The sequence below is a fragment of the Propionibacterium acidifaciens DSM 21887 genome (assembly GCF_000426605.1).
Classification (GTDB): domain Bacteria; phylum Actinomycetota; class Actinomycetes; order Propionibacteriales; family Propionibacteriaceae; genus Propionibacterium; species Propionibacterium acidifaciens.
In genome coordinates, this window is record NZ_AUFR01000005.1 from 1 (window position 1) to 21,172 (window position 21,172).

The 21,172-nt window shown below is 71.8% G+C and carries 30 protein-coding genes; 5 read left to right on the plus strand and 25 right to left on the minus strand.

What is annotated here, in order from left to right:
* Positions 1-355: 355 nt before the first annotated feature.
* Positions 356-1,294 (minus strand): methylenetetrahydrofolate reductase, encoded by a 939-nt coding sequence (locus K336_RS0102185; protein WP_021796167.1) that lies wholly within the window; start codon positions 1,292-1,294, stop codon positions 356-358.
* A gap of 50 nt (positions 1,295-1,344) precedes the next feature.
* Between K336_RS0102185 and K336_RS0102190 the strand changes: the two genes are divergently transcribed.
* Positions 1,345-2,412 (plus strand): polyprenyl synthetase family protein, encoded by a 1,068-nt coding sequence (locus tag K336_RS0102190; protein ID WP_028706169.1) that lies wholly within the window; start codon positions 1,345-1,347, stop codon positions 2,410-2,412.
* Between the two features lie 256 nt (positions 2,413-2,668).
* Complete coding sequence (locus K336_RS19885) at positions 2,669-4,873, plus strand: Stk1 family PASTA domain-containing Ser/Thr kinase (protein ID WP_155944959.1); 2,205 nt, start codon at positions 2,669-2,671, stop codon at positions 4,871-4,873.
* A gap of 66 nt (positions 4,874-4,939) precedes the next feature.
* On the opposite strand, the gene K336_RS0102200 is transcribed toward K336_RS19885, so the two are convergent.
* From K336_RS0102200 to gltX, 23 genes are all read right to left on the minus strand, one after another.
* Complete coding sequence (locus K336_RS0102200; protein WP_162142548.1) at positions 4,940-5,989, minus strand: protein kinase domain-containing protein; 1,050 nt, start codon at positions 5,987-5,989, stop codon at positions 4,940-4,942.
* A 308-nt stretch (positions 5,990-6,297) separates the two neighbouring features.
* Positions 6,298-6,741: a 50S ribosomal protein L15 gene (rplO, locus tag K336_RS0102205; protein WP_028706172.1), complete on the minus strand. Its 444-nt coding sequence runs from the start codon at positions 6,739-6,741 to the stop codon at positions 6,298-6,300.
* Positions 6,742-6,743: 2 nt separating this feature from the next.
* Positions 6,744-6,926, minus strand: coding sequence for a 50S ribosomal protein L30 (gene rpmD, locus K336_RS0102210; RefSeq protein ID WP_021798542.1), 183 nt, complete (start codon positions 6,924-6,926; stop codon positions 6,744-6,746).
* On the minus strand, positions 6,926-7,540 hold the full coding sequence (gene rpsE / locus K336_RS0102215) for a 30S ribosomal protein S5 (RefSeq protein ID WP_028706173.1): 615 nt from the start codon (positions 7,538-7,540) through the stop codon (positions 6,926-6,928). The genes rpmD and rpsE overlap by 1 nt, the downstream gene beginning before the upstream one ends.
* Before the next feature lie 20 nt (positions 7,541-7,560).
* A complete protein-coding gene (rplR, locus tag K336_RS0102220) occupies positions 7,561-7,944 on the minus strand; it encodes a 50S ribosomal protein L18 (RefSeq protein WP_028706174.1) in 384 nt (127 codons plus the stop codon).
* A gap of 2 nt (positions 7,945-7,946) precedes the next feature.
* Positions 7,947-8,489 carry a 50S ribosomal protein L6 gene (gene rplF, locus K336_RS0102225; protein WP_021798532.1) on the minus strand — a complete coding sequence of 181 codons (543 nt, stop codon included), beginning with the start codon at positions 8,487-8,489 and terminating at the stop codon, positions 7,947-7,949.
* A gap of 29 nt (positions 8,490-8,518) precedes the next feature.
* Positions 8,519-8,926 (minus strand): 30S ribosomal protein S8, encoded by a 408-nt coding sequence (rpsH, locus tag K336_RS0102230; RefSeq protein ID WP_021798535.1) that lies wholly within the window; start codon positions 8,924-8,926, stop codon positions 8,519-8,521.
* Between the two features lie 147 nt (positions 8,927-9,073).
* Positions 9,074-9,259 carry a type Z 30S ribosomal protein S14 gene (locus K336_RS0102235; RefSeq protein WP_021798537.1) on the minus strand — a complete coding sequence of 62 codons (186 nt, stop codon included), beginning with the start codon at positions 9,257-9,259 and terminating at the stop codon, positions 9,074-9,076.
* Positions 9,260-9,264: 5 nt separating this feature from the next.
* A complete protein-coding gene (gene rplE / locus K336_RS13785) occupies positions 9,265-9,924 on the minus strand; it encodes a 50S ribosomal protein L5 (RefSeq protein ID WP_021798529.1) in 660 nt (219 codons plus the stop codon).
* Positions 9,924-10,298, minus strand: a complete 375-nt coding sequence (gene rplX / locus K336_RS0102245) for a 50S ribosomal protein L24 (RefSeq protein WP_028706175.1) — start codon at positions 10,296-10,298, stop codon at positions 9,924-9,926. The genes rplE and rplX overlap by 1 nt, the downstream gene beginning before the upstream one ends.
* A gap of 2 nt (positions 10,299-10,300) precedes the next feature.
* Positions 10,301-10,672 carry a 50S ribosomal protein L14 gene (gene rplN, locus K336_RS0102250; protein WP_021798539.1) on the minus strand — a complete coding sequence of 124 codons (372 nt, stop codon included), beginning with the start codon at positions 10,670-10,672 and terminating at the stop codon, positions 10,301-10,303.
* Positions 10,673-10,798: 126 nt separating this feature from the next.
* Positions 10,799-11,077: a 30S ribosomal protein S17 gene (rpsQ, locus tag K336_RS0102255; protein WP_021798536.1), complete on the minus strand. Its 279-nt coding sequence runs from the start codon at positions 11,075-11,077 to the stop codon at positions 10,799-10,801.
* The gene (gene rpmC, locus K336_RS0102260; protein WP_021798526.1) at positions 11,074-11,322 is read right to left on the minus strand and encodes a 50S ribosomal protein L29; all 249 of its coding nucleotides are present in this window, start codon (positions 11,320-11,322) and stop codon (positions 11,074-11,076) included. The genes rpsQ and rpmC overlap by 4 nt, the downstream gene beginning before the upstream one ends.
* Position 11,323: 1 nt before the next feature.
* A complete protein-coding gene (rplP, locus tag K336_RS0102265; protein ID WP_021798530.1) occupies positions 11,324-11,743 on the minus strand; it encodes a 50S ribosomal protein L16 in 420 nt (139 codons plus the stop codon).
* A 5-nt stretch (positions 11,744-11,748) separates the two neighbouring features.
* Positions 11,749-12,564, minus strand: coding sequence for a 30S ribosomal protein S3 (gene rpsC / locus K336_RS0102270; RefSeq protein WP_028706176.1), 816 nt, complete (start codon positions 12,562-12,564; stop codon positions 11,749-11,751).
* Positions 12,565-12,566: 2 nt separating this feature from the next.
* Positions 12,567-12,974, minus strand: coding sequence for a 50S ribosomal protein L22 (rplV, locus tag K336_RS0102275; RefSeq protein ID WP_021798541.1), 408 nt, complete (start codon positions 12,972-12,974; stop codon positions 12,567-12,569).
* Positions 12,975-13,000: 26 nt separating this feature from the next.
* Positions 13,001-13,282, minus strand: coding sequence for a 30S ribosomal protein S19 (gene rpsS, locus K336_RS0102280; RefSeq protein ID WP_021798543.1), 282 nt, complete (start codon positions 13,280-13,282; stop codon positions 13,001-13,003).
* Positions 13,283-13,301: 19 nt separating this feature from the next.
* Entirely contained in the window at positions 13,302-14,138 is an 837-nt protein-coding gene (gene rplB, locus K336_RS0102285; protein WP_021798540.1) for a 50S ribosomal protein L2, read from the minus strand.
* A gap of 37 nt (positions 14,139-14,175) precedes the next feature.
* Positions 14,176-14,487, minus strand: a complete 312-nt coding sequence (rplW, locus tag K336_RS0102290; protein ID WP_021798527.1) for a 50S ribosomal protein L23 — start codon at positions 14,485-14,487, stop codon at positions 14,176-14,178.
* Complete coding sequence (rplD, locus tag K336_RS0102295) at positions 14,484-15,182, minus strand: 50S ribosomal protein L4 (RefSeq protein WP_028706178.1); 699 nt, start codon at positions 15,180-15,182, stop codon at positions 14,484-14,486. Before rplD ends, rplW begins: the two co-directional genes overlap by 4 nt.
* Positions 15,179-15,838 (minus strand): 50S ribosomal protein L3, encoded by a 660-nt coding sequence (gene rplC, locus K336_RS0102300; RefSeq protein ID WP_028706179.1) that lies wholly within the window; start codon positions 15,836-15,838, stop codon positions 15,179-15,181. Before rplC ends, rplD begins: the two co-directional genes overlap by 4 nt.
* A gap of 11 nt (positions 15,839-15,849) precedes the next feature.
* Positions 15,850-16,161 (minus strand): 30S ribosomal protein S10, encoded by a 312-nt coding sequence (gene rpsJ / locus K336_RS0102305; protein ID WP_016668002.1) that lies wholly within the window; start codon positions 16,159-16,161, stop codon positions 15,850-15,852.
* A gap of 400 nt (positions 16,162-16,561) precedes the next feature.
* Positions 16,562-18,025: a glutamate--tRNA ligase gene (gene gltX / locus K336_RS0102310; RefSeq protein WP_028706180.1), complete on the minus strand. Its 1,464-nt coding sequence runs from the start codon at positions 18,023-18,025 to the stop codon at positions 16,562-16,564.
* A gap of 222 nt (positions 18,026-18,247) precedes the next feature.
* Between gltX and K336_RS13790 the strand changes: the two genes are divergently transcribed.
* Both K336_RS13790 and K336_RS19220 read left to right on the plus strand, forming a co-directional pair.
* Complete coding sequence (locus tag K336_RS13790) at positions 18,248-18,505, plus strand: LexA family protein (RefSeq protein WP_211223415.1); 258 nt, start codon at positions 18,248-18,250, stop codon at positions 18,503-18,505.
* Positions 18,481-19,044, plus strand: a complete 564-nt coding sequence (locus K336_RS19220; protein WP_081660514.1) for a Y-family DNA polymerase — start codon at positions 18,481-18,483, stop codon at positions 19,042-19,044. The genes K336_RS13790 and K336_RS19220 overlap by 25 nt, the downstream gene beginning before the upstream one ends.
* Before the next feature lie 16 nt (positions 19,045-19,060).
* Here K336_RS19220 and K336_RS13795 read toward each other — a convergent pair whose 3' ends face one another.
* Positions 19,061-19,564: a GNAT family N-acetyltransferase gene (locus tag K336_RS13795; protein WP_051245327.1), complete on the minus strand. Its 504-nt coding sequence runs from the start codon at positions 19,562-19,564 to the stop codon at positions 19,061-19,063.
* 124 nt (positions 19,565-19,688) lie between these two features.
* Between K336_RS13795 and K336_RS16735 the strand changes: the two genes are divergently transcribed.
* The gene (locus tag K336_RS16735) at positions 19,689-21,170 is read left to right on the plus strand and encodes a DUF2079 domain-containing protein (RefSeq protein WP_233418702.1); all 1,482 of its coding nucleotides are present in this window, start codon (positions 19,689-19,691) and stop codon (positions 21,168-21,170) included.
* Positions 21,171-21,172: the final 2 nt, after the last annotated feature.

Genomic DNA, 21,172 nt, shown 5'->3' on the forward strand with positions numbered 1-21,172 from the left:
TCGGCCTGGGTGCGGTTACGTCGGTGATAGACGAGGGTGAGTCTGATTTCCTGTTCGGTGGTCAGCGCCCGGGGCCTGCCTGTTCTCTGCGGGGGACGAGGGTGGGTCTCGATGAGGATCGTGCACAAGGCTGCCATTGCGGCCGCGGAGAAACCTGTTGTATGATACACGTGAGGACCTGTTTTGAGATTTTCGGCCTTCGGCCATTGGTTGCTTTATTGTCTCAGGGCAGGTCCTCATTGTCTGTTCCGACACGCCCGGGAGCGGGAATCACCGAAGATTCAAATCAGGAGTTTTGCATAACCCTCCACGAGCCCACCCCCAAGGAACAACCCTCAGGGACCACCCAGGGACCTCACCAAGAAACCCCCGCCAACCGCCCAAGAATCTCGAGGGTGGCGACCGAGCGGTTCTGGGTGAAGAACTGGATGCCGGGCGCCCCACCGGCGAGCAGCTCACGGGCCAGTTCGGCGCAGAGGGCCGTGCCGACACCACGCACCGCGGCGCGGTCGTCCCCGACGGCCCGCAGCCGGGCGACCATCTCGTCGGGCAGCGGAGCGCCCGACAGCTCGGCGAACCTGTCGATCTGGCCGATGGCGATGACCGGCATCATGCCGGCGATGACGGGCAGCCCGCAGCCGGCGTCGCGCAGCCGATCGACGAGCCGTCGGTAGGCGCCGGGGCGGAAGAACAGCTGGGTGATGGCGAACTCGGCGCCGGCCGTCTGCTTGTCGCGCAGCACCTGCACGTCCCGCTCGGCGGTCGAACCCGGGTGCACGTCGGGGAAGGCGCCGACGCCGACGCAGAACTCGCCGCGGCTCTTGACGAGCTCCACCAGCTCGGTGGCGTTGGCCAGACCCTGCGGGTGCCGCTCCCACGGCACGAGCGGGCCGCCGGGCATGTCGCCGCGGATCGCGAGGACGTGGCGCACGCCCATCTCGCCGTAGCCGTCGATGACGGCCTTCAGCTCGTCGACGCTCTGGCCGGTGCAGGTCAGGTGACCCATGACGCGCAGCCGCGTGCTGGCGAGGATGTCGCGCACGGCGTCGAGGGTGCGCTCGCGGCTGGAGCCGTTGGCGCCGTAGGTGACCGAGACGAAGTCGGGGTGCAGCGCCTCGAGCTGCTCGATGGACCGGTGCAGCACCGCTGCGCCCTCGTCGTCGCGGGGCGGGAAGAACTCCGCGCTGATGGTCGGCCGGTCGGCTCGGGCGAGCAACTGCGCGATGGTCTCATCGGGCCGGGAGTCCAGGCGGTCCTGCGGCGCCACTGCGGTGGGACGGTACTCGTGCTGCACGGTTCACAGCGTACCGGGCATCCACTAGGCTGCTGGGCGTGTCCGCCGCCATGTTCAGCCCCGACGACCCGGCCGGCCCGGCCTTCCGCGCCGCCATCGGTGCGCGCCTGGGCGACTTCCTCGACGACGCCTGCGCGCGTCTGGACGCGATCTCACCGGCGCTCGCCCCGCTCGGCGAGCTGGCCCTCGCCTTCACCGCCGGCGGCAAGCGGCTGCGTCCGGCCTTCTGCTACTGGGGCCATGCCGCCGTCGCCGGCCAGCCCGACGATCCGGCCCCGCTCCTCGACGCCGCCGCGAGCTTCGATCTGCTGCACGTCGCGGCCCTCGTGCACGACGACGTGATCGACGCCTCGGACACCCGCCGGGGGCAGGCCTCGGCCCACCGCCAGCTCGAGGCCCGGCACGTCGACCGGTCGGGGGCCGGCGACCCGGCCGCCTTCGGGCGCGCCGGGGCGATCCTCCTCGGCGACCTGCTGACCGCCTGGTCCGATGAGCTCGTCGGCCGCTCGGGCCTGCCGCCCGCGGTGCTGGCCCGGGCGCACACCGTGCTCGACGAGGTCCGCACCGAGGTCAACGCGGGGCAGTTCCTCGACATGGCGGCGGAGGCCGGGCTGGCCGGCGGAGACGACCCGGTCGCGGTCGCCGAGCGCGTCGTCGAGTTCAAGACCGCCCGGTACACCGTCATCCGTCCCCTGCAGTACGGTGCCGCCCTGGCCGGGGCCGACCCGGCGACGCTCGAGGGCCTCGCGCGACTCGGCTCGCCGCTGGGCCGGGCCTTCCAGCTCCGGGACGATCTGCTCGGCGTCTTCGGCGACGAGGCCCGCACGGGCAAACCGGCAGGCGACGACCTGCGCGAGGGCAAGCGCACCGTGCTCGTCGCAGAGGCCCTGGCCGTCGAGCCGCGGATCCTCGACTTCCTCGGGCGGCCGCTGAGCGCCCCGGAGCTGGAACGGGCCCGGGCCCTGCTCGTCGACTGCGGCGCCCTCGCCCGCGTCGAGGAGCGCATCGGCGCCGACGGCGAGCGCGCCCGAGCGGCCCTGTCCCGGCTCGACGTCACCACCGAGGGGCGCACCGCGCTGGGCGCCCTCATCGAGGTCTGCCTCGTCCGCGAGTCCTGAGCCCGTCGCCGGGCCCTCGCATCGGCCTGGCGTCGGACCCCGGCGCCCCCGCGGAGCACGGGTCATTCCCGGGACCGCCCCCTGCCGGCCCTCCCCCGGACGATGAGTTGCTTTTCAACGAAACAGCGTCGGCAGGTGTTTCGTTCGACCTCGCCCATCTCGACGCCCTACACTGGCTCACAGGCTTGCACGGCCTTCCTTCCCCGACCGTGTTTGGAGCAACACCGTGACCAGAAATGGCACTGTTGACCCTCTGGTGGGTCATGTGCTGGACGACCGCTACGAGATCCTGCAGAAGCTGGCTCGTGGCGGCATGGCCACGGTGTACCGCGCCCAGGATCTGAGGCTCGGCCGCATCGTCGCGGTGAAGGTCATGCACGACGACCTCGACGAGTCCCAGGACACCGACTTCGCCCGCAAGTTCGACCGCGAGGCTCGGGCGGCGGCCGCCCTGACCGACTCGCACGTCGTCGGCGTCTTCGACCAGGGCATCGACCACGGCCGCCCGTACATCGTCATGGAGTTCGTCGAGGGCTGCACACTGCGCAATCTCATCACGCGCGAGGCGCCGTTCGACCCCGAGCGCGCCCTCAGCCTCATCGAGCCCGTCGCGGCCGCCCTGGCGGCGGCCCACGAGTCCGGTCTGGTGCACCGCGACGTCAAGCCCGAGAACGTCCTCATCGGGGACAAGGGCCAGATCAAGGTGGGCGACTTCGGCTTGGCGCGCGCCGCCAGCGCCAAGACGATCACCGTCGCCAAGGGCAACGTCATCGGCACGGTCAGCTACCTCCCGCCCGAGATCGTCGCCCAGACGCACGCGGACGCCCGCTCCGACATCTACTCGACCGGCATCGTCCTCTACGAGCTGCTGACCGGCGAGAAGCCCTACACGGGCGAGAACCTCCAGGTCGCCTACGCGCACGTCCACCGGTCGGTGCCCGCGCCGTCCCGGACGCTGCGCCGCAACGGCCACGCCCCGGTGCCCGACTATGTGGACGCCCTCGTCGCCGCGTGCACGCGCCGCGATCCCGACCGCCGTCCGGCCGACGGCCACGAGCTGCTCTCCCGGGTGCGGCGCGCCCGCGCCGCCGCAGCGGCCGGCGTGACGCACGACGAATCGCTGGCCATGGTCATGTACCCGCCCGGCTGGCGCGAGGGCCGCCACTGGTCCGCCGGGAGCGCCGGCCGCGAGCACGCCGACACCGAGCCGATCCGCCTCGCCTCGAGGGCGGAGCGTCGCGAGTACGTCGGAGCCTCGAGCGTCTCGGGGCCGGTGCCCTCGCGCGCCCGCGGCACCGGTCCGTCCCGGTCGGGCCCGACGAGCCCCCGGGTGCACCCGAACCGGGTGCGCGGCCGGCAGCGCCCCGGGGAGGCGGCACGGCCCCCCTCCGGCGGCTGGCGGCCGGTCGGGGCCCCGACGCGCCCCGCCGCGCCGGTCAGCCCGGTGGACTACCGCGACCACCTCTCGCAGACCGGCTCGCACCAGCTGCCCCGCAACCCGCAGCCCCACGGCCCCCTGCCCCGCAGCCAGCGCACACCGCTGTTCCCCGAGATCGTCAACGACCCGGTGCACCGGCGCCGACGCGGCCTCGTCGCAACGCTGCTCGTCCTCGTCCTCGCCGCCGTCATCGGCGTGAGCTCCTGGTGGTTCGCCGCCGGCCGCTTCACCGAGACCCCGGCCATGGCGGGCATGAGCCAGGCCGACGCGATCGGCGCCGCCCAGCAGGCCGATCTCACGGTCAACGTCGAGCAGCAGTACAGCGACGACGTGGCAGCCGGCGTCGTCATCTCGACCGACCCGACGGCCGGGACGAGGGTCGAGCGCAGAGCGCAGATCGACACCGTCGTCTCGGCGGGGCCGCAGACCTACGCGATGCCGAACGTCGTGGGCCTGTCCCAGGACGCCGCCTCGAGTGCGCTCGTCGGCGCCCACCTGGCCGTCGGTTCGGTGACCGGGGAGTACTCCGACACCGTCGACAGCGGCAGGGTCGTCTCGGCCGGCGCCGAGGCGGGCTCCCAGGTCGTCCACGACACGGCCGTCGACCTGGTCGTCTCGATGGGTCCTGCGCCCGTCGCGGTGACCGACTGCACGGGACGGTCCGCCGCGGACGCCCGGAGCACGCTGGAGGCGGCCGGCTTCACCGTGACGACCGAGGAGAAGCCCTCGGCGGACGTCGAGGCGGGCAAGGTCATCTCGCAGGACCCGGCCTCCGGGCAGCTGCAGGCCGGCAGCGAGATCCACCTGGTCGTCTCGAGCGGCGCCGAGCAGGTCGCGGTTCCGGACGTGCGCGCCCGCACGACCGCCGACGCACGCTCGACCCTCGAGGCGGCCGGCTTCACCGTCGAGCAGAAGTACGTGGACGAGAGCGCCTCGACCCACCTCGACCGGGTGCAGCGGACCGACCCGGTGCGCGGCACGAGGCTGGCCAAGGGCTCCACCGTGACGATCTACGTCATCTGAGCCCCGTCCCGGATCCCGCGGCCAGGCGGCCGCGGGTCGCGCAGTCCCGCCCCGGGCCGGCCCCGGTCAGAGCAGCAGGCGAGCCCCCACCACCACCGCGGCGACGAGCGCGCACGCCAGCACGACGAGCAGCGCCCGCCGGCCCCTCCGGCCGCCGACGACCGCCGGCTCGCCGGACGAGGGGACCGCCGGGACGTCCCCCGCGGGCTCCGGGTCCCGGATGACGCGGACCATGTGCTCGCTCACGCGTGCCGGCAGAGGCCCGCCGACGCCCCAGTCGGGCGGCAGGTCCGGGGTGAGGTCCTCGACGACGAAGGGCGCGGCGAAGCGCACCGCGGGGCCCTCCTGGGCGTTGAGGGCGGCCCGCACGGCGGCGAGCTCGGCGCGGGCAGCCGACGCGCTGGGGGTCCGGGACGCGGCCGTGGCCAGCAGGTGCGAGAGGAAATCGCCGACCGGCGTGCCGCGGTGACGGGCCGGCACCTCGGCCCCTCCACGGGCCACGGCCCCGGCCGAGGGGCGACGCCCCGTGAGCATCTGGACCAGCAGGGCTCCCACCGAGTAGAGGTCCTGCACCGGCTCCGGGGCGGCGCCGGAGAAGGCCTCGAGCGACATGTACCCGGGGACGCCGACCACCGGGCCGACCCCGCGGGCGCTCCCGGGGGCCGCAGCCTCCGCCACCCCGCCGAGACCGCCGAGGAGCACATGGGGGCGCCGGCCCGCGCGCAGCACGACGACGCGGTCGCCGAGGGCGCGGTGGACGAGCCCGACGCCGTGCAGCACGCCGAGGGCCGCCAGCACCTGGTCCGTGATCTCCAGGGCGTTGTCGACGTCGATCGGCTCGTGGTCCGCCATCCGGTCGGCGAGCAGTTGGCCGGGGACGAGGGGGCCGACGACGAGCGCCGTGCCGTGGTCGGTGCAGCAGCCGACGGGAACCGCCAGATGGGCACCGGCGCGGGGGATCCGGCCGAGCAGCTCGGCCAGGTCCTCGGAGGCGTCCTCGATGAGCCGACCGACCCGGTAGACGCGGTCGCGGGCGTCCCAGACCCGGTTCAGCGGTGCCGGCGGCCCGGCGAGGGCATCGACCAGTTCGTAGCGTTCAGCGAAGACATCACCCATGGTGCCGACAAGCATGCCACCAACGGGCCCGCCACGGGCATCGTGACCGCCCACGGGTGGCGCGCACGAGGGGTCGCCGGTGGGCCGGACGGGTGCACGGCGACGTCCCGGCCCCCCGCGCGCCGGCCCGGAATGGACCCCATTCCGCACACGCGCGAGGGGCGCCGTGCCGTCATTTCTGACGGCGGATCCCGCACGAGCGAGGGGCGGCCGTACCATTACGTGGTGTACTGTCCGCCCCCTGCCGTACCCCGCGCACGCGCGAGGGGCGGCCCCCTCCGGGGCCGCCCCTCGCGACGGGACCGTTCTCAACGCTCGGTGACGCTGCCTCCGGCCCTCTCGATCTTCTCCTTGGCGGAGGCGCTGAACCGGTCGGCGGTGATGTCGAGCCTGACGCTCAGTTCGCCGTCCCCCAGCACCTTGACCGGCCTGCCGCCGCGGACGAGTCCCGCGGCGACGAGGTCCTCGACGCCGACGGCACCGCCGTCCGGGAAGTGCTCGGCGATCCGGGCCACGTTCACGGGCTGGTACTCCACCCGGAACGGATTCTGGAAGCCGCGCAGCTTCGGCATGCGCATGTGCATCGGCATCTGACCGCCCTCGAAGCTCTCGGGCACGTTCTTGCGCGCGCCCGTGCCCTTGGTACCACGGCCGGCCGTCTTGCCGCCCTTGCCGGCCTCGCCCCGGCCGACACGCTTCCTGGGGCGGTTCGCACCGGGTGCGGGGCGCAGGTGGTGGACCTTGATCGCCATGCTCACTTCACCTCTTCCACGGTGACCAGGTGGCGCGCAGCGCGGATCATACCGCGGATCTCCGGCCGATCGGGCTGCGTGACGGTGTCACCAATTCGCTTCAGACCGAGGGCCCGCACGCTCGCCCTGATGGCGGGCTTCTGGGCCACGGTCGACTTGATCTGCGTGATCCTCAGGTCTGCCATCAGGCCGACACCTCCGCTTCCTGACGGGCGCGCAGCAGGGCGGCCGGGGCGATGTCCTCGACCGACTTGCCGCGGCGCTTAGCGATCTGCTCGGGCTCCTCGAGCATCTGGAGGGCCTCGACAGTGGCGTGGACCACGTTGATGGCGTTCGGCGAGCCGAGAGACTTGGCCAGCACGTCGTGCACGCCGGCGCATTCGAGGACCGCGCGGGCCGAACCACCGGCGATGACGCCGGTGCCCGGGGATGCCGGACGCAGCATGACGACGCCGGCCGCCTTCTCGCCCTGCACGGGGTGCGGGATGGTGCGCTGGATCAGCGGCACCCTGAAGAAGTGCTTCTTGGCCTCCTCGACGCCCTTGGCGATCGCCGCGGGCACCTCCTTGGCCTTGCCGTAGCCGACGCCCACGGTGCCCTCGCCGTCGCCCACCACGACGAGCGCGGTGAAGCTGAAGCGGCGGCCGCCCTGGACGACCTTGGACACGCGGTTGATGGCGACGACGCGCTCCAAGTACTCGTCCTTGCGCTCGTTCTGCTTGTCGCGGCTCCGACGGTCGTCACGGCCGCGACGGTCACCGCTCTGGCGGCTGTTGGCGCCGCGCTGGGATGTGTTCATCGCTTTTCCTAATCCTTCCGTCAGAGACTCAGACCGGCCTTGCGGGCGCCGTCGGCGACCGCGGCGACGCGACCGTGGTACTGGTTGCCGGCGCGATCGAAGACGACCTGCTCGATCCCGGCGTCCTTGGCGCGCCGGCCGACGAGCTCGCCGACCCTCGCGGCCTTGGCCTTCTTGTCGCCGTCGAGGGCGCGCACGTCCTTCTCCATGGTGGAGGCCGAGACGAGCGTGACGCCGGCGACGTCGTCGATGACCTGCGCCACCATGTGGCGGGCGCTGCGGGTGACGACCAGGCGCGGGCGCTCCGGGTAGCCGAAGATCTTCTTGCGGCCGCGCTTCTGACGACGCAGCCGGGCGGACCTGCGGGCGGCGAGGTGCTTCTGATGATTGATGTTGACCGCCATGATCACTTACCAGCCTTCCCGACCTTGCGGCGGATGTGCTCGCCGGCGTACCGGACACCCTTGCCCTTGTAGGGCTCGGGCTTGCGGATCTTGCGGATGTTCGCCGCAACCTCGCCGACGACCTGCTTGTCGATGCCGTGCACCTTGAAGCTCGTCTGCGTGATGACCTCGAAGGTGATGCCCTCGGGGGCGTCGACGATCACCGGGTGCGAGAAGCCGAGCGCGAACTCGAGCTGCGCGGGGCCCTTGGCGACGACGCGGTAGCCGACGCCGACGACCTCGAGGTGCTTCTCGTAGCCCTCGGTGACGCCGACCACCATGTTGTTCACCAGGGTGCGGCTCAGCCCGTGCAGCGACTTGCTCGTGCGCTCGTCGTCGGGACGCTCGACGACCAGCTGGCCCTCGTCGTTCCGGGAGATGGTGATGGGCTCCGGGATGGTCCGCGAGAGCTCGCCCTTCGGGCCCTTCACGGTCACGTCCTGGCCCTCGAGGGTCACCTCGACGCCGGACGGGACTGCGATGGGGAGCCTGCCAATTCGTGACATTTCTCTATCTCCTTGCCTGTCTCGTCCGCTCACCAGACGTAGGCGAGCACTTCGCCGCCCACGGACCTGCGGTGGGCCTGCCTGTCGGTCATCAGGCCCTGGGAGGTCGAGATGATCGCGATGCCCATGCCGCCCAGTACCTTGGGCAGCTGGTTGGACTTCGCGTAGACGCGCAGACCCGGCTTGCTGATGCGGCGCAGGCCGGCGATGGAGCGCTTGCGGTCGTCGCCGTACTTGAGCCTGAGGGTGAGCGTCCTGCCCACCTCGCCGGCCTGGGGCTCGACCACCGAGAAGTCGGCGATGTAGCCCTCCTGCTTCAGGATCGTCGCGATGCCCACCTTGATCTTGGAGCTGGGCATGCTCGTCTCGTCGTGATACGCCTGATTGGCGTTGCGCAGACGCGTGAGCATGTCTGCGATCGGGTCAGTCATGGTCATGGCTTGTCAGCCTCTTTCTCACCACGGTTTCCGGGCGACGCCCGGACCTGTCGTGTTCGAGTTCTGGTCCGTCCGCCCCGGCCGGTTCGCCGGGCCGGGCGGAGAGCGGCTCGCGCCGCCGTGGGGTCATCGGGTGGACGCGCGCGCTCACCAGGACGACTTGGTCACGCCCGGCAGGTCGCCCGCGTGGGCGAGCTCGCGCAGGCAGATGCGGCACAGGCCGAACTTGCGGTAGACGGCCTTCGGGCGGCCGCAGCGCTGGCACCTGGTGTAGGCGCGCACGGCGAACTTGGGCTTGCGCGCCTGCTTCACCTTGAGAGCGGTCTTGGCCATGGCTGTCACTTCTTCCTGCGACCGCGCTGCGGGCCGCTCTTCTTCTTGGTCTTGGGATCGTCGACCGCCTTGAACGGGAAGCCGAGGGCCTTGAGCAGGGCCCTGCCCTCCTCGTCGGTCCGGGCGGTCGTGACGAAGGTGATGTCCATGCCGCGGACCCGGTCGATCTTGTCCTGGTCGATCTCGTGGAACATGACCTGCTCGGTCAGGCCGAAGGTGTAGTTGCCGTTGCCGTCGAACTGGTTGCCGTTGAGCCCGCGGAAGTCGCGGATGCGGGGCAGGGCCAGGGTGAGCAGCCGGTCGGCGAACTCCCACATGCGGTCGCCGCGCAGGGTGACGTAGGCGCCGATCGCCTGGCCCTCGCGCAGGTGGAACTGGGCGATCGACTTGCGGGCCCTGACGACCATGGGCTTCTGGCCGGTGATGGCCGTGAGGTCCTTGATCGCCCCGTCGAGCACCTTCGAGTCGTGCGCGGCCTCGCCGACGCCCATGTTCACGACGATCTTCGTGAGACCGGGGACGAGCATCGGGTTGGTGTACGAGAACTGCTCCTGGAGCCGCCCGCGGATCTCGTCGAGGTAGCGGGCCTTGAGACGCGGGGTCTGCGGCGCGGCGGCCCGGGCCGCGTCCGCGACCTTGAGGGTGTTGTCGGTGTTGCGGGCCATCAGATCTCCTCCCCCGTCCTGCGGGCGATGCGGACACCGCGGGTGCCCTCGTACTCGGAGCCGTCGGGACGGCGCTTGGTCACGGTCACCCGCTTGGAGCCGATCCGGGTCACGACGTCCTCGCCGCCGTCCTTGACGAGCAACTGGACGTTGGAGACGTGGATCGGGGCCTCCCGCGAGATGATCCCGCCCTTGACCTGCCGACCGGTGTTGGGGTCGCCGGTGTCGCGCTGGTGGCGCTTGACGACGTTGACGCCCTGGACCGTCACGCGGTCGTCCTCGGGGAAGACGGCGATGATCTCGCCGACCACGCCCTTGTCCTTGCCGGCGATGACCTTGACGCGGTCGCCCTTCTTCAGCTTCATCTTCGCCATCCTCAGATCACCTCGGGAGCCAGCGAGACGATACGCATGAAGCGCCTGTCACGCAGTTCGCGGGCCACCGGCCCGAAGATACGGGTGCCGCGGGGTTCGCTCGTGCTGCCGCCCAGGACGACGGCCGCGTTCTCGTCGAACTTGATGTAGGAGCCATCGGCCCGGCGGTGCGGCTTGACGGTGCGCACGACGACGGCCTTGACGACCTCGCCCTTCTTCACGTTGCCACCGGGGATGGCGTCCTTGACGGTGCACACGATGGTGTCGCCGAGCCCGGCGTAGCGACGCTTCGAGCCGCCGAGAACACGGATGCACAAGAGCTCCTTGGCACCCGTGTTGTCAGCGACCCTCAGTCGCGTCTCCTGCTGGATCATTTCTTCTCCTCCGTCCGACCGGTTCCCCGGGGCTGCCCGAGGCCTCGCCGGACTCGTAGTTGACCTCTGGATTCTGCCAGAGGGAGCAGCGGCGCCGCCGACGCGGACGGCGCCGCCGGGTCTCGGTTACTTGGCCTTCTCGACGATGGCGACCAGGCGCCAGCGCTTGGCGGCGGACAGCGGGCGCGTCTCCATGATGCGCACGCGGTCGCCCATGCCGGCCTCGTTGTTCTCGTCGTGGGCCTTGAAGCGGACGGTCTTGGTCATGACCTTGCCGTACAGCGGGTGCTTCACCCGGTCCTCGACGGCGACGACGATCGTCTTGTCCATCTTGTCGGACACGACCAGACCCTCGCGGACCTTGCGCGTGTTGCGCCTGGTGGCGCTCTGTGCCGACTCGCTCATGCCTCGACCTCTCCTTCACGGTCCGGATCGTCGACGATGCCGAGGTTGCGCTCCTGCAGCACCGTGTAGATGCGGGCGATGTCCTTGCGAACCTCGCGCAGCCGCGCGGTGTTCTCGAGCTGGCCCGTGGCGGCCTGGAAGCGCAGCGCGAACAGCTCCTCCTTCAGCTCCACGACCCTGGCGTTGAGATCGGCGCGGGACAGCTCGCGCAGCTCGGCTGCGGTGGCCCTCTGGTTCTTCGCCATGTCAGTTCTCACCTGCTTCGCGCTTGATGATGCGTGCCTTGAAGGGCAGCTTGTGGATGGCCAGGCGCAGCGCCTCGGAGGCGACCTCCTCGGACACGCCGGCCAGCTCGAAGAGCACGCGGCCCGGCTTGACGTTGACGACCCAGAACTCGGGCGTGCCCTTGCCGGAGCCCATGCGGGATTCGGCGGGGTGCTTGGTCAGCGGACGGTCGGGATAGACGTCGATCCAGACCTTCCCGCCGCGCTTGATGTAGCGGGTCATGGCGATACGGGCGGCCTCGATCTGGCGGTTCGTCAGGTAGCCCGGCTCGAGGGCCTGGATGCCGAACTCGCCGAAGGCCAGCTGCGTCCCGCCCTTGGCCATGCCTCGGCGCTTCGGGTGGTGCTGCTTGCGGTACTTGACGCGCTTGGGAATCAACATGGGTCTCAGGCTCCTGCGTTCTGGATTTCGGGCGCCTCTGCCGGGGCGTTGGGAGCGGCGCTGCGCGGGGCCTGCTCGCGGGCGGCGTCGGCGCGACGACGACCGGAGCGCTCGCCGCGGCCCGGACGACGGTTGCTGCGCTGACGGCCCGGGGCCGCCTGACGGGCGGCCTTCTGGGCCGCGCGCTCGGCGCGGGTGCCGGTGACGTCGCCCTTGTAGATCCACACCTTGACGCCGATGCGCCCGTAGGTGGTGCGGGCCTCGTAGAAGCCGTAGTCGATGTCGGCGCGCAGGGTGTGCAGCGGCACGCGGCCCTCGCGGTAGCCCTCGGAGCGGCTCATCTCGGCGCCGCCGAGACGGCCGGAGCACTTGATGCGGATGCCCTGGGCGCCCATCCGGACGGCGGTCTGCTGGGCCTTGCGCATCGCGCGGCGGAAGGCGACGCGGGCGCCGAGCTGCTCGGCGATGCCCTGGGCCACGAGCTGGGCGTCGATCTCGGGGCTCTTGACCTCGAGGATGTTCAGCTGGATCTGCTTGCCCGTGAGCTTCTCGAGCTCGCTGCGCACGCGCTCCGCCTCGGCGCCGTTGCGGCCGATGACGATGCCCGGACGCGCGGCGTAGAGGAAGATCGTGAGGCGCTCGGAGCGGCGCTCGATCTCCACCGAGGAGACCCCGGCGCGCTCGAGGTTCTTGGTGAGCCAGGAGCGCACCGCGTCGTCCTCGCCCACGAGCTCGGCGTACTGCTTCTCGGCGTACCAGCGCGACGTGTGGTCGGTGGTCACGCCCAGGCGGAAGCCGTTCGGGTTGATCTTCTGTCCCATGCTCAGGCTCCCTTCCTGGCAGCCGAGCGGGGCTCGACGACCGCGGTGATGTGGCTGGCGCGCTTGAGGATCCGGCTGGCCGAGCCCTTGGCGCGGGGGCGGATGCGGCGCATCGTGACGCCCTCGTCCACGAAGATCTGGCTGACGTAGAGGTCGTCGACGCGCAGGCCCTCGGCCGACTCGGCGTTGGCGACCGCGCTCTGGATCACCTTGCGGACCGGCTCGGCGGCGGCCTGCGGGGCGAAGCGGAGGGTGGCGATGGCCTGGGCGGCGTCCATCCCGCGCACCGTGTCGACGACACGGCGCACCTTGCGGGGGCTCATCCGGACGTGACGCGCAATGGCGTACGAGCCAGGACGATCCCCGAGCAGGGCAAGACGACGGCTGGGCCGTTCGTTGGTGTTGCTCATCGAATTCATTCCTTCTGGTCCGCGCCTCAGCGCCGGCGGGCCTTCTTGTCGTCCTTCACATGGCCGCGGAAAGTGCGCGTGGGCGCGAACTCACCGAGCTTGTGACCGATCATCGACTCGGTGATGAACACCGGGACGTGCTTGCGACCGTCGTGCACGGCGATGGTGTGGCCGAGCATGTCCGGGGTGACCATCGAGCGGCGCGACCAGGTCTTGATGACGTTCTTCGTGCCGCTCTCGTTCTGCAGGTCGATCTTCTTCTGCAGGTGCTCGTCTACGAACGGGCCCTTCTTCAAGCTGCGAGGCATATCTCTACTGGCTCCTGAATCAGCGCTTCTTGCCGGACTTGCGGCGACGGACGATCAGCTTGCTGCTGGCCTTGTTCCTGTTGCGGGTGCGGCCCTCGGGCTTGCCCCACGGGCTCACCGGGTGACGGCCGCCGGAGGTGCGGCCCTCGCCACCGCCGTGGGGGTGGTCGATCGGGTTCATCACGACGCCGCGCACGGTCGGTCGGACGCCGCGCCAGCGGTTGCGGCCGGCCTTGCCCCAGCTGATGTTGGCGTACTCGGCGTTGCCGACCGCGCCGATGGTGGCGCGGCAGCGGACGTCGACCATGCGCATCTCGCCCGAGGGCATGCGCAGGGTGGCGTACTTGCCCTCGCGGGCGACCAGCTGGATCACGGCGCCGGCGCTGCGGCCGAGCTTGGCGCCGCCGCCGGGGCGCAGCTCCACGGCGTGCACCTGGGTGCCGACCGGGATGTTGCGCAGCGGCAGATTGTTGCCGGGCTTGATGTCGGCGTCGGGGCCGGAGACCACCGTCGCGCCCTGGGACAGGCCCAGCGGGGCGATGATGTAGCGCTTCTCGCCGTCCGCGTAGTGGAGCAGCGCGATGCGGGCGGTGCGGCCCGGATCGTACTCGAGGTGGGCGACCCGGGCCGGCACGCCGTCCTTGTCGTAGCGCTTGAAGTCCACCAGGCGGTAGGCCTGCTTGTGCCCGCCTCCGATGTGGCGGGTGGTGATGCGGCCGGAGTTGTTGCGACCGCCTGTCTTCGGCTTCGGGACGACCAGCGACTTCTCCGGCCTCGAGCGTGTCAGTTCACTGAAGTCGGACACGCTGGAGCCGCGACGGCCCGGCGTGGTGGGCCTGTACTTGCGAATGGCCATGAGGTTCTTCGTTCCTTGTCTGCGCGTCGGCTCCCGGTCACTCGGCCGGAGCGTTCCCGAAAATGTCGATGTGGTCGTCGGCCGCCAGGGTCACGAGGGCGCGCTTGGTGTCGGCGGTGCGGCCGATGCCGTGACGCGTGCGACGCCTCTTGCCGGCCCTGTTCAGGGTGTTGACCGACAGGACCCGGACCCCGAAGATGGCCTCGACGGCCTGACGGATCTCGATCTTGTTGGCCTTGGGGCTGACCTCGAAGGTGTAGGTGTTCTGGTCGATCAGACCGTAGGTCTTCTCGCTCACCACGGGGGCGAGGATGACGTCGTGCGGATCGTGGATCTTGAAGTCGCTCACTTGGCGTCCTCCTCGAGCTCGGCCTCACCGCTGGCGGAGACGGCCTTGACGGACTTGCCCTTGGCGGGGCCGGCGATGAAGGCCTCGAGGGCCGACCTGCTGAACACCACGGCATCGGCGACGAGCACGTCGTAGGCGTTCAGCTGGTCCCAGGACAGGACGTGGACGCCGACGAGGTTGCGCAGCGAGAGCCGGCTGGTCTCCTCGGAGCGCTCGAGCACGGCGAGGACACGGTCGTGGTCGCCGAGGGTGGCGAGCAGGGCGGCGGCGGTCCTCGTGCTGGGCCGCTCGCCGGAGGCGAAGGAGTCCACCACGTGGAGCCGGCCCTCGCGGGCCCGGTCGGAGAGGGCCCCGCGCAGGGCGGCGGCGATCATCTTCTTGGGCGTGCGCTGCGCGTAGCTGCGCGGCACCGGGCCGTGGGCGATGCCGCCGCCGGTCCACTGGGGGGCGCGGGTTGAGCCCTGGCGGGCACGGCCGGTGCCCTTCTGGCGCCACGGCTTCCGGCCGCCGCCGGAGACCCGCGAACGGGTCCTCGTGGCGTGGGTGCCCTGGCGGGCCGCCGCGAGCTGGGCGGTGACGACCTGGTGCATCAGCGCGATGTTGGCCTGGACGTCGAAGAGCTCGCCGGGCAGCTCGACGGAGCCGGACCGCTCGCCCTTGACGTCGACGACGTCGACGGTGCTGTTCTCGTTCACTTGGCATCACCCTTCTTGGCGGCGCTGCGCACGACGACGAGACCGCCCCTGTTGCCGGGGACGGCGCCGCGCACGAGGATCAGGCCCTTGTCGGCGTCGACGGAGACGACCGAGAGGTTCTGGACGGTCTTGCGCTCGTTGCCCATGCGACCGGCCATGCGCAGGCCCTTGAAGACGTGACCCGGGGTCGAGCAGGCGCCGATGCCGCCGGGCGAGCGGTGCTTGCGGTGGACGCCGTGGCTGGCGCGCAGGCCGCGGAAGCCGTGCCGCTTGACGACGCCGGCGGTGCCCTTGCCCTTGGTCACGCCGGTGACGTCGACGACGTCGTCGGCGGCGAAGGTGTCGGCGCCGAGCTCCTGGCCCGGCGTGTACTCGGTGGCGTCGCCGGTCCGGATCTCCGCGAGGTAGCGGCGCGGGGTCGCGCCGGCGGCGGCGAACTGGCCGGCGTCCGGCCTGTTGACCGACGCGGCCCTGATGGTGCCGTAGCCGAGCTGGACGGCGGAGTAGCCGTCCTTGTCAGGCGTGCGGACCCGCGTGACGACGCAGGGGCCGGCCTGGATGACGGTGACCGGCACGAGCCGGTTGTTCTCGTCCCACAACTGGGTCATGCCGAGCTTGGTGCCCAGCACGCCCCTGACTTTGCGATCGGTAGTCATGTTCTGCGGCCTCACGGAAGCTTGATTTCAATGTCAACGCCGGCGGGAAGATCGAGGCGCATGAGCGAGTCGACGGTCTTCGGAGTCGGGTCGAGGATGTCGATGAGCCGCTTGTGGGTGCGCATCTCGAAATGCTCGCGGCTGTCCTTGTACTTGTGGGGCGAACGAATGACGCACCACACGTTCTTCTCGGTCGGCAACGGCACTGGGCCGGCGACCTTGGCACCCGTACGGGTGACGGTGTCGACGATCTTGCGCGCCGACGAGTCGATGACCTCGTGGTCATAGGCACGGAGCCTGATGCGGATCTTCTGTCCCGCCACGGTTGTTCCTCTTCTCGTCCCTGCTGGGCCGGTGCGACCGGCCTGGCCTGGTTGTGACCGGGGCGGAGATGCCTCGAGAACTCGCCGCTCTCGCCACTGTCCACCCTTGTCAATGTCGTGTCGCCTGGCACCCGGGGTCGGGCGTGTCGGCCGGCATTTTTTGAGCGCACGCCGCGCGTGCGCCCTCTGCGGCCGGACAGGGGCCCGCGGACCCGCCGCTCGTCCGGGCTCCCCCGCCGCGGGAGGCCGCGGGCCGAGGGCCCGGACGCGCCCGTACTGCGGGGAGCAACTTGTCCATCGTTCCATGGATCGCCCGCTCAGGCAAGTCGCCGGCGCCGCGGACCGTCCGCCGGGGCGGCCCGGCGGCCGCTGACGTCCGCGGATCGGCACGGGCCCGCGGTCACAGCCGTCCGCGCAGCCCCTCGATGCGGGCCAGCGTGGCGGCGCGCCCGAGGATCTGGCAGCTCTCGAACAGCGGCGGGCTGACCCTGCGGCCGCTGATGGCCGTGCGGAGCGGCGCGAAGGCGACGCGGGGCTTGACGCCCAGCCCGTCGACGAGCCGGGAGCGCAGGGCCGCCTCGATCGAGTCCGCCTCGAAGGGCTCGAGCGGACCGAGGGCCTCGGTGGTGGCGTCGAGGATCCCGGCGACGTCGCCCTTGAGTCGATCGAGCGCCGCGTCCTCGACGACGACCGCGTCGTCGGGGACCGTGAGGAAGGCGATCTGGTCCCAGGCGTCCGACAGCTTGACCAGGCGCGGCTTGATCATGCCGGCGGCCGCCCGCACGACGCCCTCCCACGCGGGGTCGGGGTGCTCGCCCCACTGCCGGTTCTCGCCGATGAACTCGACGAGGCGCTCCCCCAGCTCGGCGTCGTCCAGCTCGCGGATGTAGTGGCCGTTGAGCCAGTCGAGCTTCTTCGTGTCGAAGACCGGGCCGACCGTGTTGACCTTGCCCCAGTCGAAACCGGCGACGAACTGCTCGAAGGTGCTGATCTCCTCGTCCCCGGGCGCCGGCGGGTAGGCCAGCAGCTGGAGGAAGTTGCGCAGGGCCTCCGGCAGGTAGCCCTGCTCCTTGAACCACATGAGGCGCGCCGCCGGGTTCTTGCGCTTGGAGATCTTGGAGTGGTCGGGGTTGCGCAGCAGCGGCATGTGCGCGAACTCCGGCAGCCGCCAGCCGAGCCACTGGTGGAGCAGGACGTGCTTGGGCGTGGAGCTGATCCACTCCTCGCCCCGGACGACCGTCGTGATGCCCATCCCGTGGTCGTCGACGACGACGGCCAGGTGGTAGGTGGGGAAGCCGTCGGCCTTCATGATGACCTGGTCGTCCGGGAACGGCGCCCGCACCTCGCCGCGGATGAGGTCGTGGAAGGTGGTGGGCGCGTCGTCGGGGACGAGCATGCGCACGGTGGGGTTCTCGGTGAAGCCGGGCAGCTCGGCGCGCTCGTCCCTCGTCATGCCGTGGCACAGCCGGTCGTAGCGGGTGTCCTCCTTCCGGGCCGCCTTCTCCTCGCGCATCGCGGCCAGCCGCTCGGGGGAGCACCAGCAGTGGTAGGCGTGCCCGTCGGCGATGAGCCGGTCGACGACCGGCCGGTAGTGGTCCAGCCGCTCGGACTGCCGGTAGGGGGCGCAGGGCCCGCCGACGACCGGCGACTCGTCGGGGTGCAGGCCCAGCCAGTCGAGGGTCTCGACGATCTGCTGCTCGGAGCCCGGGACCAGCCGGTTGCGGTCGGTGTCCTCGATGCGCAGGATGAACCGGCCCCCGGTCCGCACCGCCCAGGCCTTGTCGAAGAGGGCCATGTAGGCGGTGCCGACGTGCGGATCGCCGGTGGGGGACGGGGCAACGCGGGTGCGGGCGGGAGTCGTCATAGTGGCGCCAAGTCTAGTGGTCGCCGCACCAGGGCCTATCATCGAACGCACGTACGACGTGAGATCCCTGCTGCGGGTCGCGCAGCAGGCGGAGGCGGCGCCGGTGCCCGCTGGCCGTCGAGGCCGTCGCGGCGGGCTTCCCCTCGCCCGCGCAGGACTACTTGGGACGGCGACGTCGACCTCACCGAGCACCTGATCCGCAACCGGCCCGCCACGTTCGTCGTGCGGGTCGCCGGGGGCTCGATGGAGGGGGCGGGCATCTTCGACGGCGGCGAGCTCATCGTGGACCGCTCCCTGGAGCCCGGCGAGGGCGACGTGGTCATCGCGGTCGTCGAGGGCGAGCTGACCGTCGAGCGCCTCCGTCTGGGCCCGGACGGCCCCCGGCTGCACCCGGCCAATGACGCCTATCCGGTGCTGCGCCCCCGCGAGCTGACCGTCTGGGGAGTGGTGACGACGTGCCCGCACCACCTGCACCGCTGAGGCGCTACGCGCTCGTGGACGTCGACGCGTACTACTCGTGCGAGCGGGTTTCCCACCCCGAGCTGGAGGGCGCCCCGCTGGTGGTGCTGTCCGACAACGACGGCTGCGTCATCGCCCGCAGCCGGGAGGCGGCCGGGCTCGGGATCGCGCGGGGCGCGCCGTGGTTCCGGGTCAGGGACGCCGCCGCGCGTGGGCGTCGTCGCCCGCTCGCCCAACTACGAGCTCCACGGGTCCCTGTTCCACCGGCTCATGGAGCTCCTGCGCACCCTGTCCCCCGTAGTGGAGGCCCACTCGATCGACGAGGCCTTCGTCCGGGTGCGGGAGGCCAGCCCGGACGCCCTGGCCGGGGCGGGCCGGCGGATCCGCGCGGGCGGCGCATCGGGGCGCTGCTCGACGAGGTCAACGGACAGCTCGGCCGCGGCGCGCTCGGGCTCGGCCTGGCCGGCATGGCCGCCCCGCCGGACCGGCGGATGCGTCGCGGGATGCCCTCCAACCGGGCCACCATCCGCTGGGACGAGCCGACGCGGGTCCGCGCCTGAGGGGCGCGGCGGCCTCTCACCCGGCGTGGCGCAGGCGCAGCTGGGGGCCCGGGGAGCGCACCGGCTCGAAGCCGCAGCGCTCCAGGACCGCGAGCGAGGGGCGGTTGCCGGGGTCCACGTCGGCGAGCACGGTCGCGCAGCCGTGGGCGTGCGCCCACTCGAGGACGGCCGCCAGCGCCTCGGTCAGGTAGCCCCTGCCCCGGGCGCTCTCCGCGAGGCCGTAGCCGATCTCGGCGGCCCCGCGCAGGTCCGGCGGGGCGTGGAAGCCGATGTCGCCGACGACCAGGCCGTCGCGGCGCCGCACGATCATGTACATCCCGTAGCCGGGCACCCAGTTGTCGAGCTCGACGGCGGCCCGGGCCAGGCGGGCGGCGCTGCTCGTGTCTGCGTGCGGGTAGCCGGGCGCGCACGGCAGCGGGCACACCCCCGCGGCGAGCTCCTGGGCCCGGGCCGGGTCGACGCCGACCAGGTCCAGCCGCCGGGTGCGCAGCGAGATCGGTTGCCAGGGCTGGGCGCTCATGCCCCCATCCTGACGCACCGGGCCTCCCGAGCGGGCCCCGGGCCGGGACGGCGGCCATGAGGGGACCAGCAGCGGTGACGGGACGGCGGCCGGGGCGTCCGACCCCTAGACTGGGCCGGTGAGCATGCCAGCGGATCCCGAGCGCAGCGCCCGAGCCGGGCGGGCGCGCACCTGGCCGGACGAGCACTGCACCGCGCTGCTGGCGCTCCTGTGCGCCGCCGCGCTGGCCGCCTATGTGACCGTCAGCCTGCTGAAGTACGCCCGGCTGGGCGACGGGATGGACCTGACGATCTTCGACCAGGCCATCCGGTCCCTGGCGCACGGCGGGCCCGGGAGCACGACGATGAAGTCGCCGGGCATGTCGGTCTTCGGAGACCACTGGCACCCGATCATCGCGGCTCTGGTGCCGTTCTACTGGGTGTGGGACGACCCGCGCGTGCTGCTCGTCGTGCAGGCGCTCTGCGTCGTGTGGGCCGGCTGGGTGCTGGGGCGCCTCGCCCGGCGGCGGGTCGGCGCGGGGCCGGCACTGGCCGTCACGGCCGCCTGGCTGTGCGGGATCGGGGTGCAGTCGGCGGTCACCTTCGACTTCCACGAGGTCGCCCTCGGGGCGCCGCTGCTGGCCCACGCGCTGGGCGCCTTCTGCCGGGGGCGCTGGGGGCGCTTCTGGGCCCTGGCCGCCTCGCTCCTGCTCGTCAAGGAGGACATGTGCTTCCTCGTGGGGGGCCTGGCGATCGCGCTGCTCGTACGCCGACGGGTCAGGGCCGGCCTGGCCCTGGGGGTCCTCGCCGTGACGTGGACGGCCGTCGCCGTCCTCGTGGTCGTCCCCCGCTTCAACCCGCACCACGTCTACGCCTACCTCGGCTCACTGGGCACCGTCACGGTCCAGGGCGTCCAGCCGGCCGCCCACCCGGCCTGGTACGGCCCGCTGGCCACCCTCGGCACCGCCGCCGTCCTGCTCGCCGCGACCGGCTTCGTCGCCGCCCGCTCGGCGCTCGTCTGGGGCTTCATCGGGCCCCTCGCGGTGCGCGCCGCCTCGAAGAACCCGCAGCACTGGACGGCCGGCTTCCACTACAACCTGCTGCCCATGCTCGTCCTCTGCTTCGCCTTCGTCGACGCCTGGCCCGCCCTCGTGGAGCGGGCCGTCGCGCTGCGCGCCCGGGGCGCGGTCGGGGCCCGGGCCCGGGCCGTGCGGGTCTGGCGGGCGCTGGCCCTGCCCGTCGTGGTCGCCGTCGCGCTCGTGTCGGTCCCGACCGGCTCCGTGCTCCACGATCTGGCCGGCAGGCCCTGCGGGGCCGCCTGCGCCGAGCTCGACGAGGCGACCGCGATGATCCCCGACGGCTCGTGGGTCGGCGCCGACGTCTACCTGACGAATCACCTGAGCAGGCGCTTCGAGGTGAGCCAGTGGCGGCCCGCCGACGGTTACCTGGACGACCTGGGCGAACCGGTCGACGCCGCGTGGCTCGTGCTGAACCGCGAGACGACCAGCTACGAGAACGAGTCCACCGGCTGGGTCCAGGCCTTCCTGGACGACCCGGTCGTGCGCGGGGCGCACTACCGCGTCCGCTGGTCGGGCGAGGCGATCGTCGTCCTGGAGCGCGAGGGCTGAGC

Bases quoted from the DNA above. Each gene is read 5' to 3' on its own strand.
- rplV (WP_021798541.1), bottom strand. From the start codon at position 12,974: ATGAGCAACACCAACGAACGGCCCAGCCGTCGTCTTGCCCTGCTCGGG.
- K336_RS0102190 (WP_028706169.1), top strand. From the start codon at position 1,345: ATGTTCAGCCCCGACGACCCGGCCGGCCCGGCCTTCCGCGCCGCCATC.
- gltX (WP_028706180.1), bottom strand. From the start codon at position 18,025: ATGACGACTCCCGCCCGCACCCGCGTTGCCCCGTCCCCCACCGGCGAT.
- K336_RS16735 (WP_233418702.1), top strand. From the start codon at position 19,689: ATGCCAGCGGATCCCGAGCGCAGCGCCCGAGCCGGGCGGGCGCGCACC.
- rplF (WP_021798532.1), bottom strand. From the start codon at position 8,489: ATGTCACGAATTGGCAGGCTCCCCATCGCAGTCCCGTCCGGCGTCGAG.
- rpsS (WP_021798543.1), bottom strand. From the start codon at position 13,282: ATGCCTCGCAGCTTGAAGAAGGGCCCGTTCGTAGACGAGCACCTGCAG.
- rpsQ (WP_021798536.1), bottom strand. From the start codon at position 11,077: ATGAGCGAGTCGGCACAGAGCGCCACCAGGCGCAACACGCGCAAGGTC.
- rpsH (WP_021798535.1), bottom strand. From the start codon at position 8,926: ATGACCATGACTGACCCGATCGCAGACATGCTCACGCGTCTGCGCAAC.
- rplO (WP_028706172.1), bottom strand. From the start codon at position 6,741: ATGGCGATCAAGGTCCACCACCTGCGCCCCGCACCCGGTGCGAACCGC.
- rplP (WP_021798530.1), bottom strand. From the start codon at position 11,743: ATGTTGATTCCCAAGCGCGTCAAGTACCGCAAGCAGCACCACCCGAAG.
- rpsE (WP_028706173.1), bottom strand. From the start codon at position 7,540: ATGAACACATCCCAGCGCGGCGCCAACAGCCGCCAGAGCGGTGACCGT.
- K336_RS0102200 (WP_162142548.1), bottom strand. From the start codon at position 5,989: ATGGGTGATGTCTTCGCTGAACGCTACGAACTGGTCGATGCCCTCGCC.
- rplR (WP_028706174.1), bottom strand. From the start codon at position 7,944: ATGGCGGTCAACATCAATCATCAGAAGCACCTCGCCGCCCGCAGGTCC.
- rplX (WP_028706175.1), bottom strand. From the start codon at position 10,298: ATGGCGAAGATGAAGCTGAAGAAGGGCGACCGCGTCAAGGTCATCGCC.
- K336_RS0102235 (WP_021798537.1), bottom strand. From the start codon at position 9,259: ATGGCCAAGACCGCTCTCAAGGTGAAGCAGGCGCGCAAGCCCAAGTTC.
- rpmC (WP_021798526.1), bottom strand. From the start codon at position 11,322: ATGGCGAAGAACCAGAGGGCCACCGCAGCCGAGCTGCGCGAGCTGTCC.
- rpsC (WP_028706176.1), bottom strand. From the start codon at position 12,564: ATGGGACAGAAGATCAACCCGAACGGCTTCCGCCTGGGCGTGACCACC.
- rpmD (WP_021798542.1), bottom strand. From the start codon at position 6,926: ATGGCAGACCTGAGGATCACGCAGATCAAGTCGACCGTGGCCCAGAAG.
- K336_RS13795 (WP_051245327.1), bottom strand. From the start codon at position 19,564: ATGAGCGCCCAGCCCTGGCAACCGATCTCGCTGCGCACCCGGCGGCTG.
- rplB (WP_021798540.1), bottom strand. From the start codon at position 14,138: ATGGCCATTCGCAAGTACAGGCCCACCACGCCGGGCCGTCGCGGCTCC.
- rplC (WP_028706179.1), bottom strand. From the start codon at position 15,838: ATGACTACCGATCGCAAAGTCAGGGGCGTGCTGGGCACCAAGCTCGGC.
- rplE (WP_021798529.1), bottom strand. From the start codon at position 9,924: ATGGCCCGCAACACCGACAACACCCTCAAGGTCGCGGACGCGGCCCGG.
- rplN (WP_021798539.1), bottom strand. From the start codon at position 10,672: ATGATCCAGCAGGAGACGCGACTGAGGGTCGCTGACAACACGGGTGCC.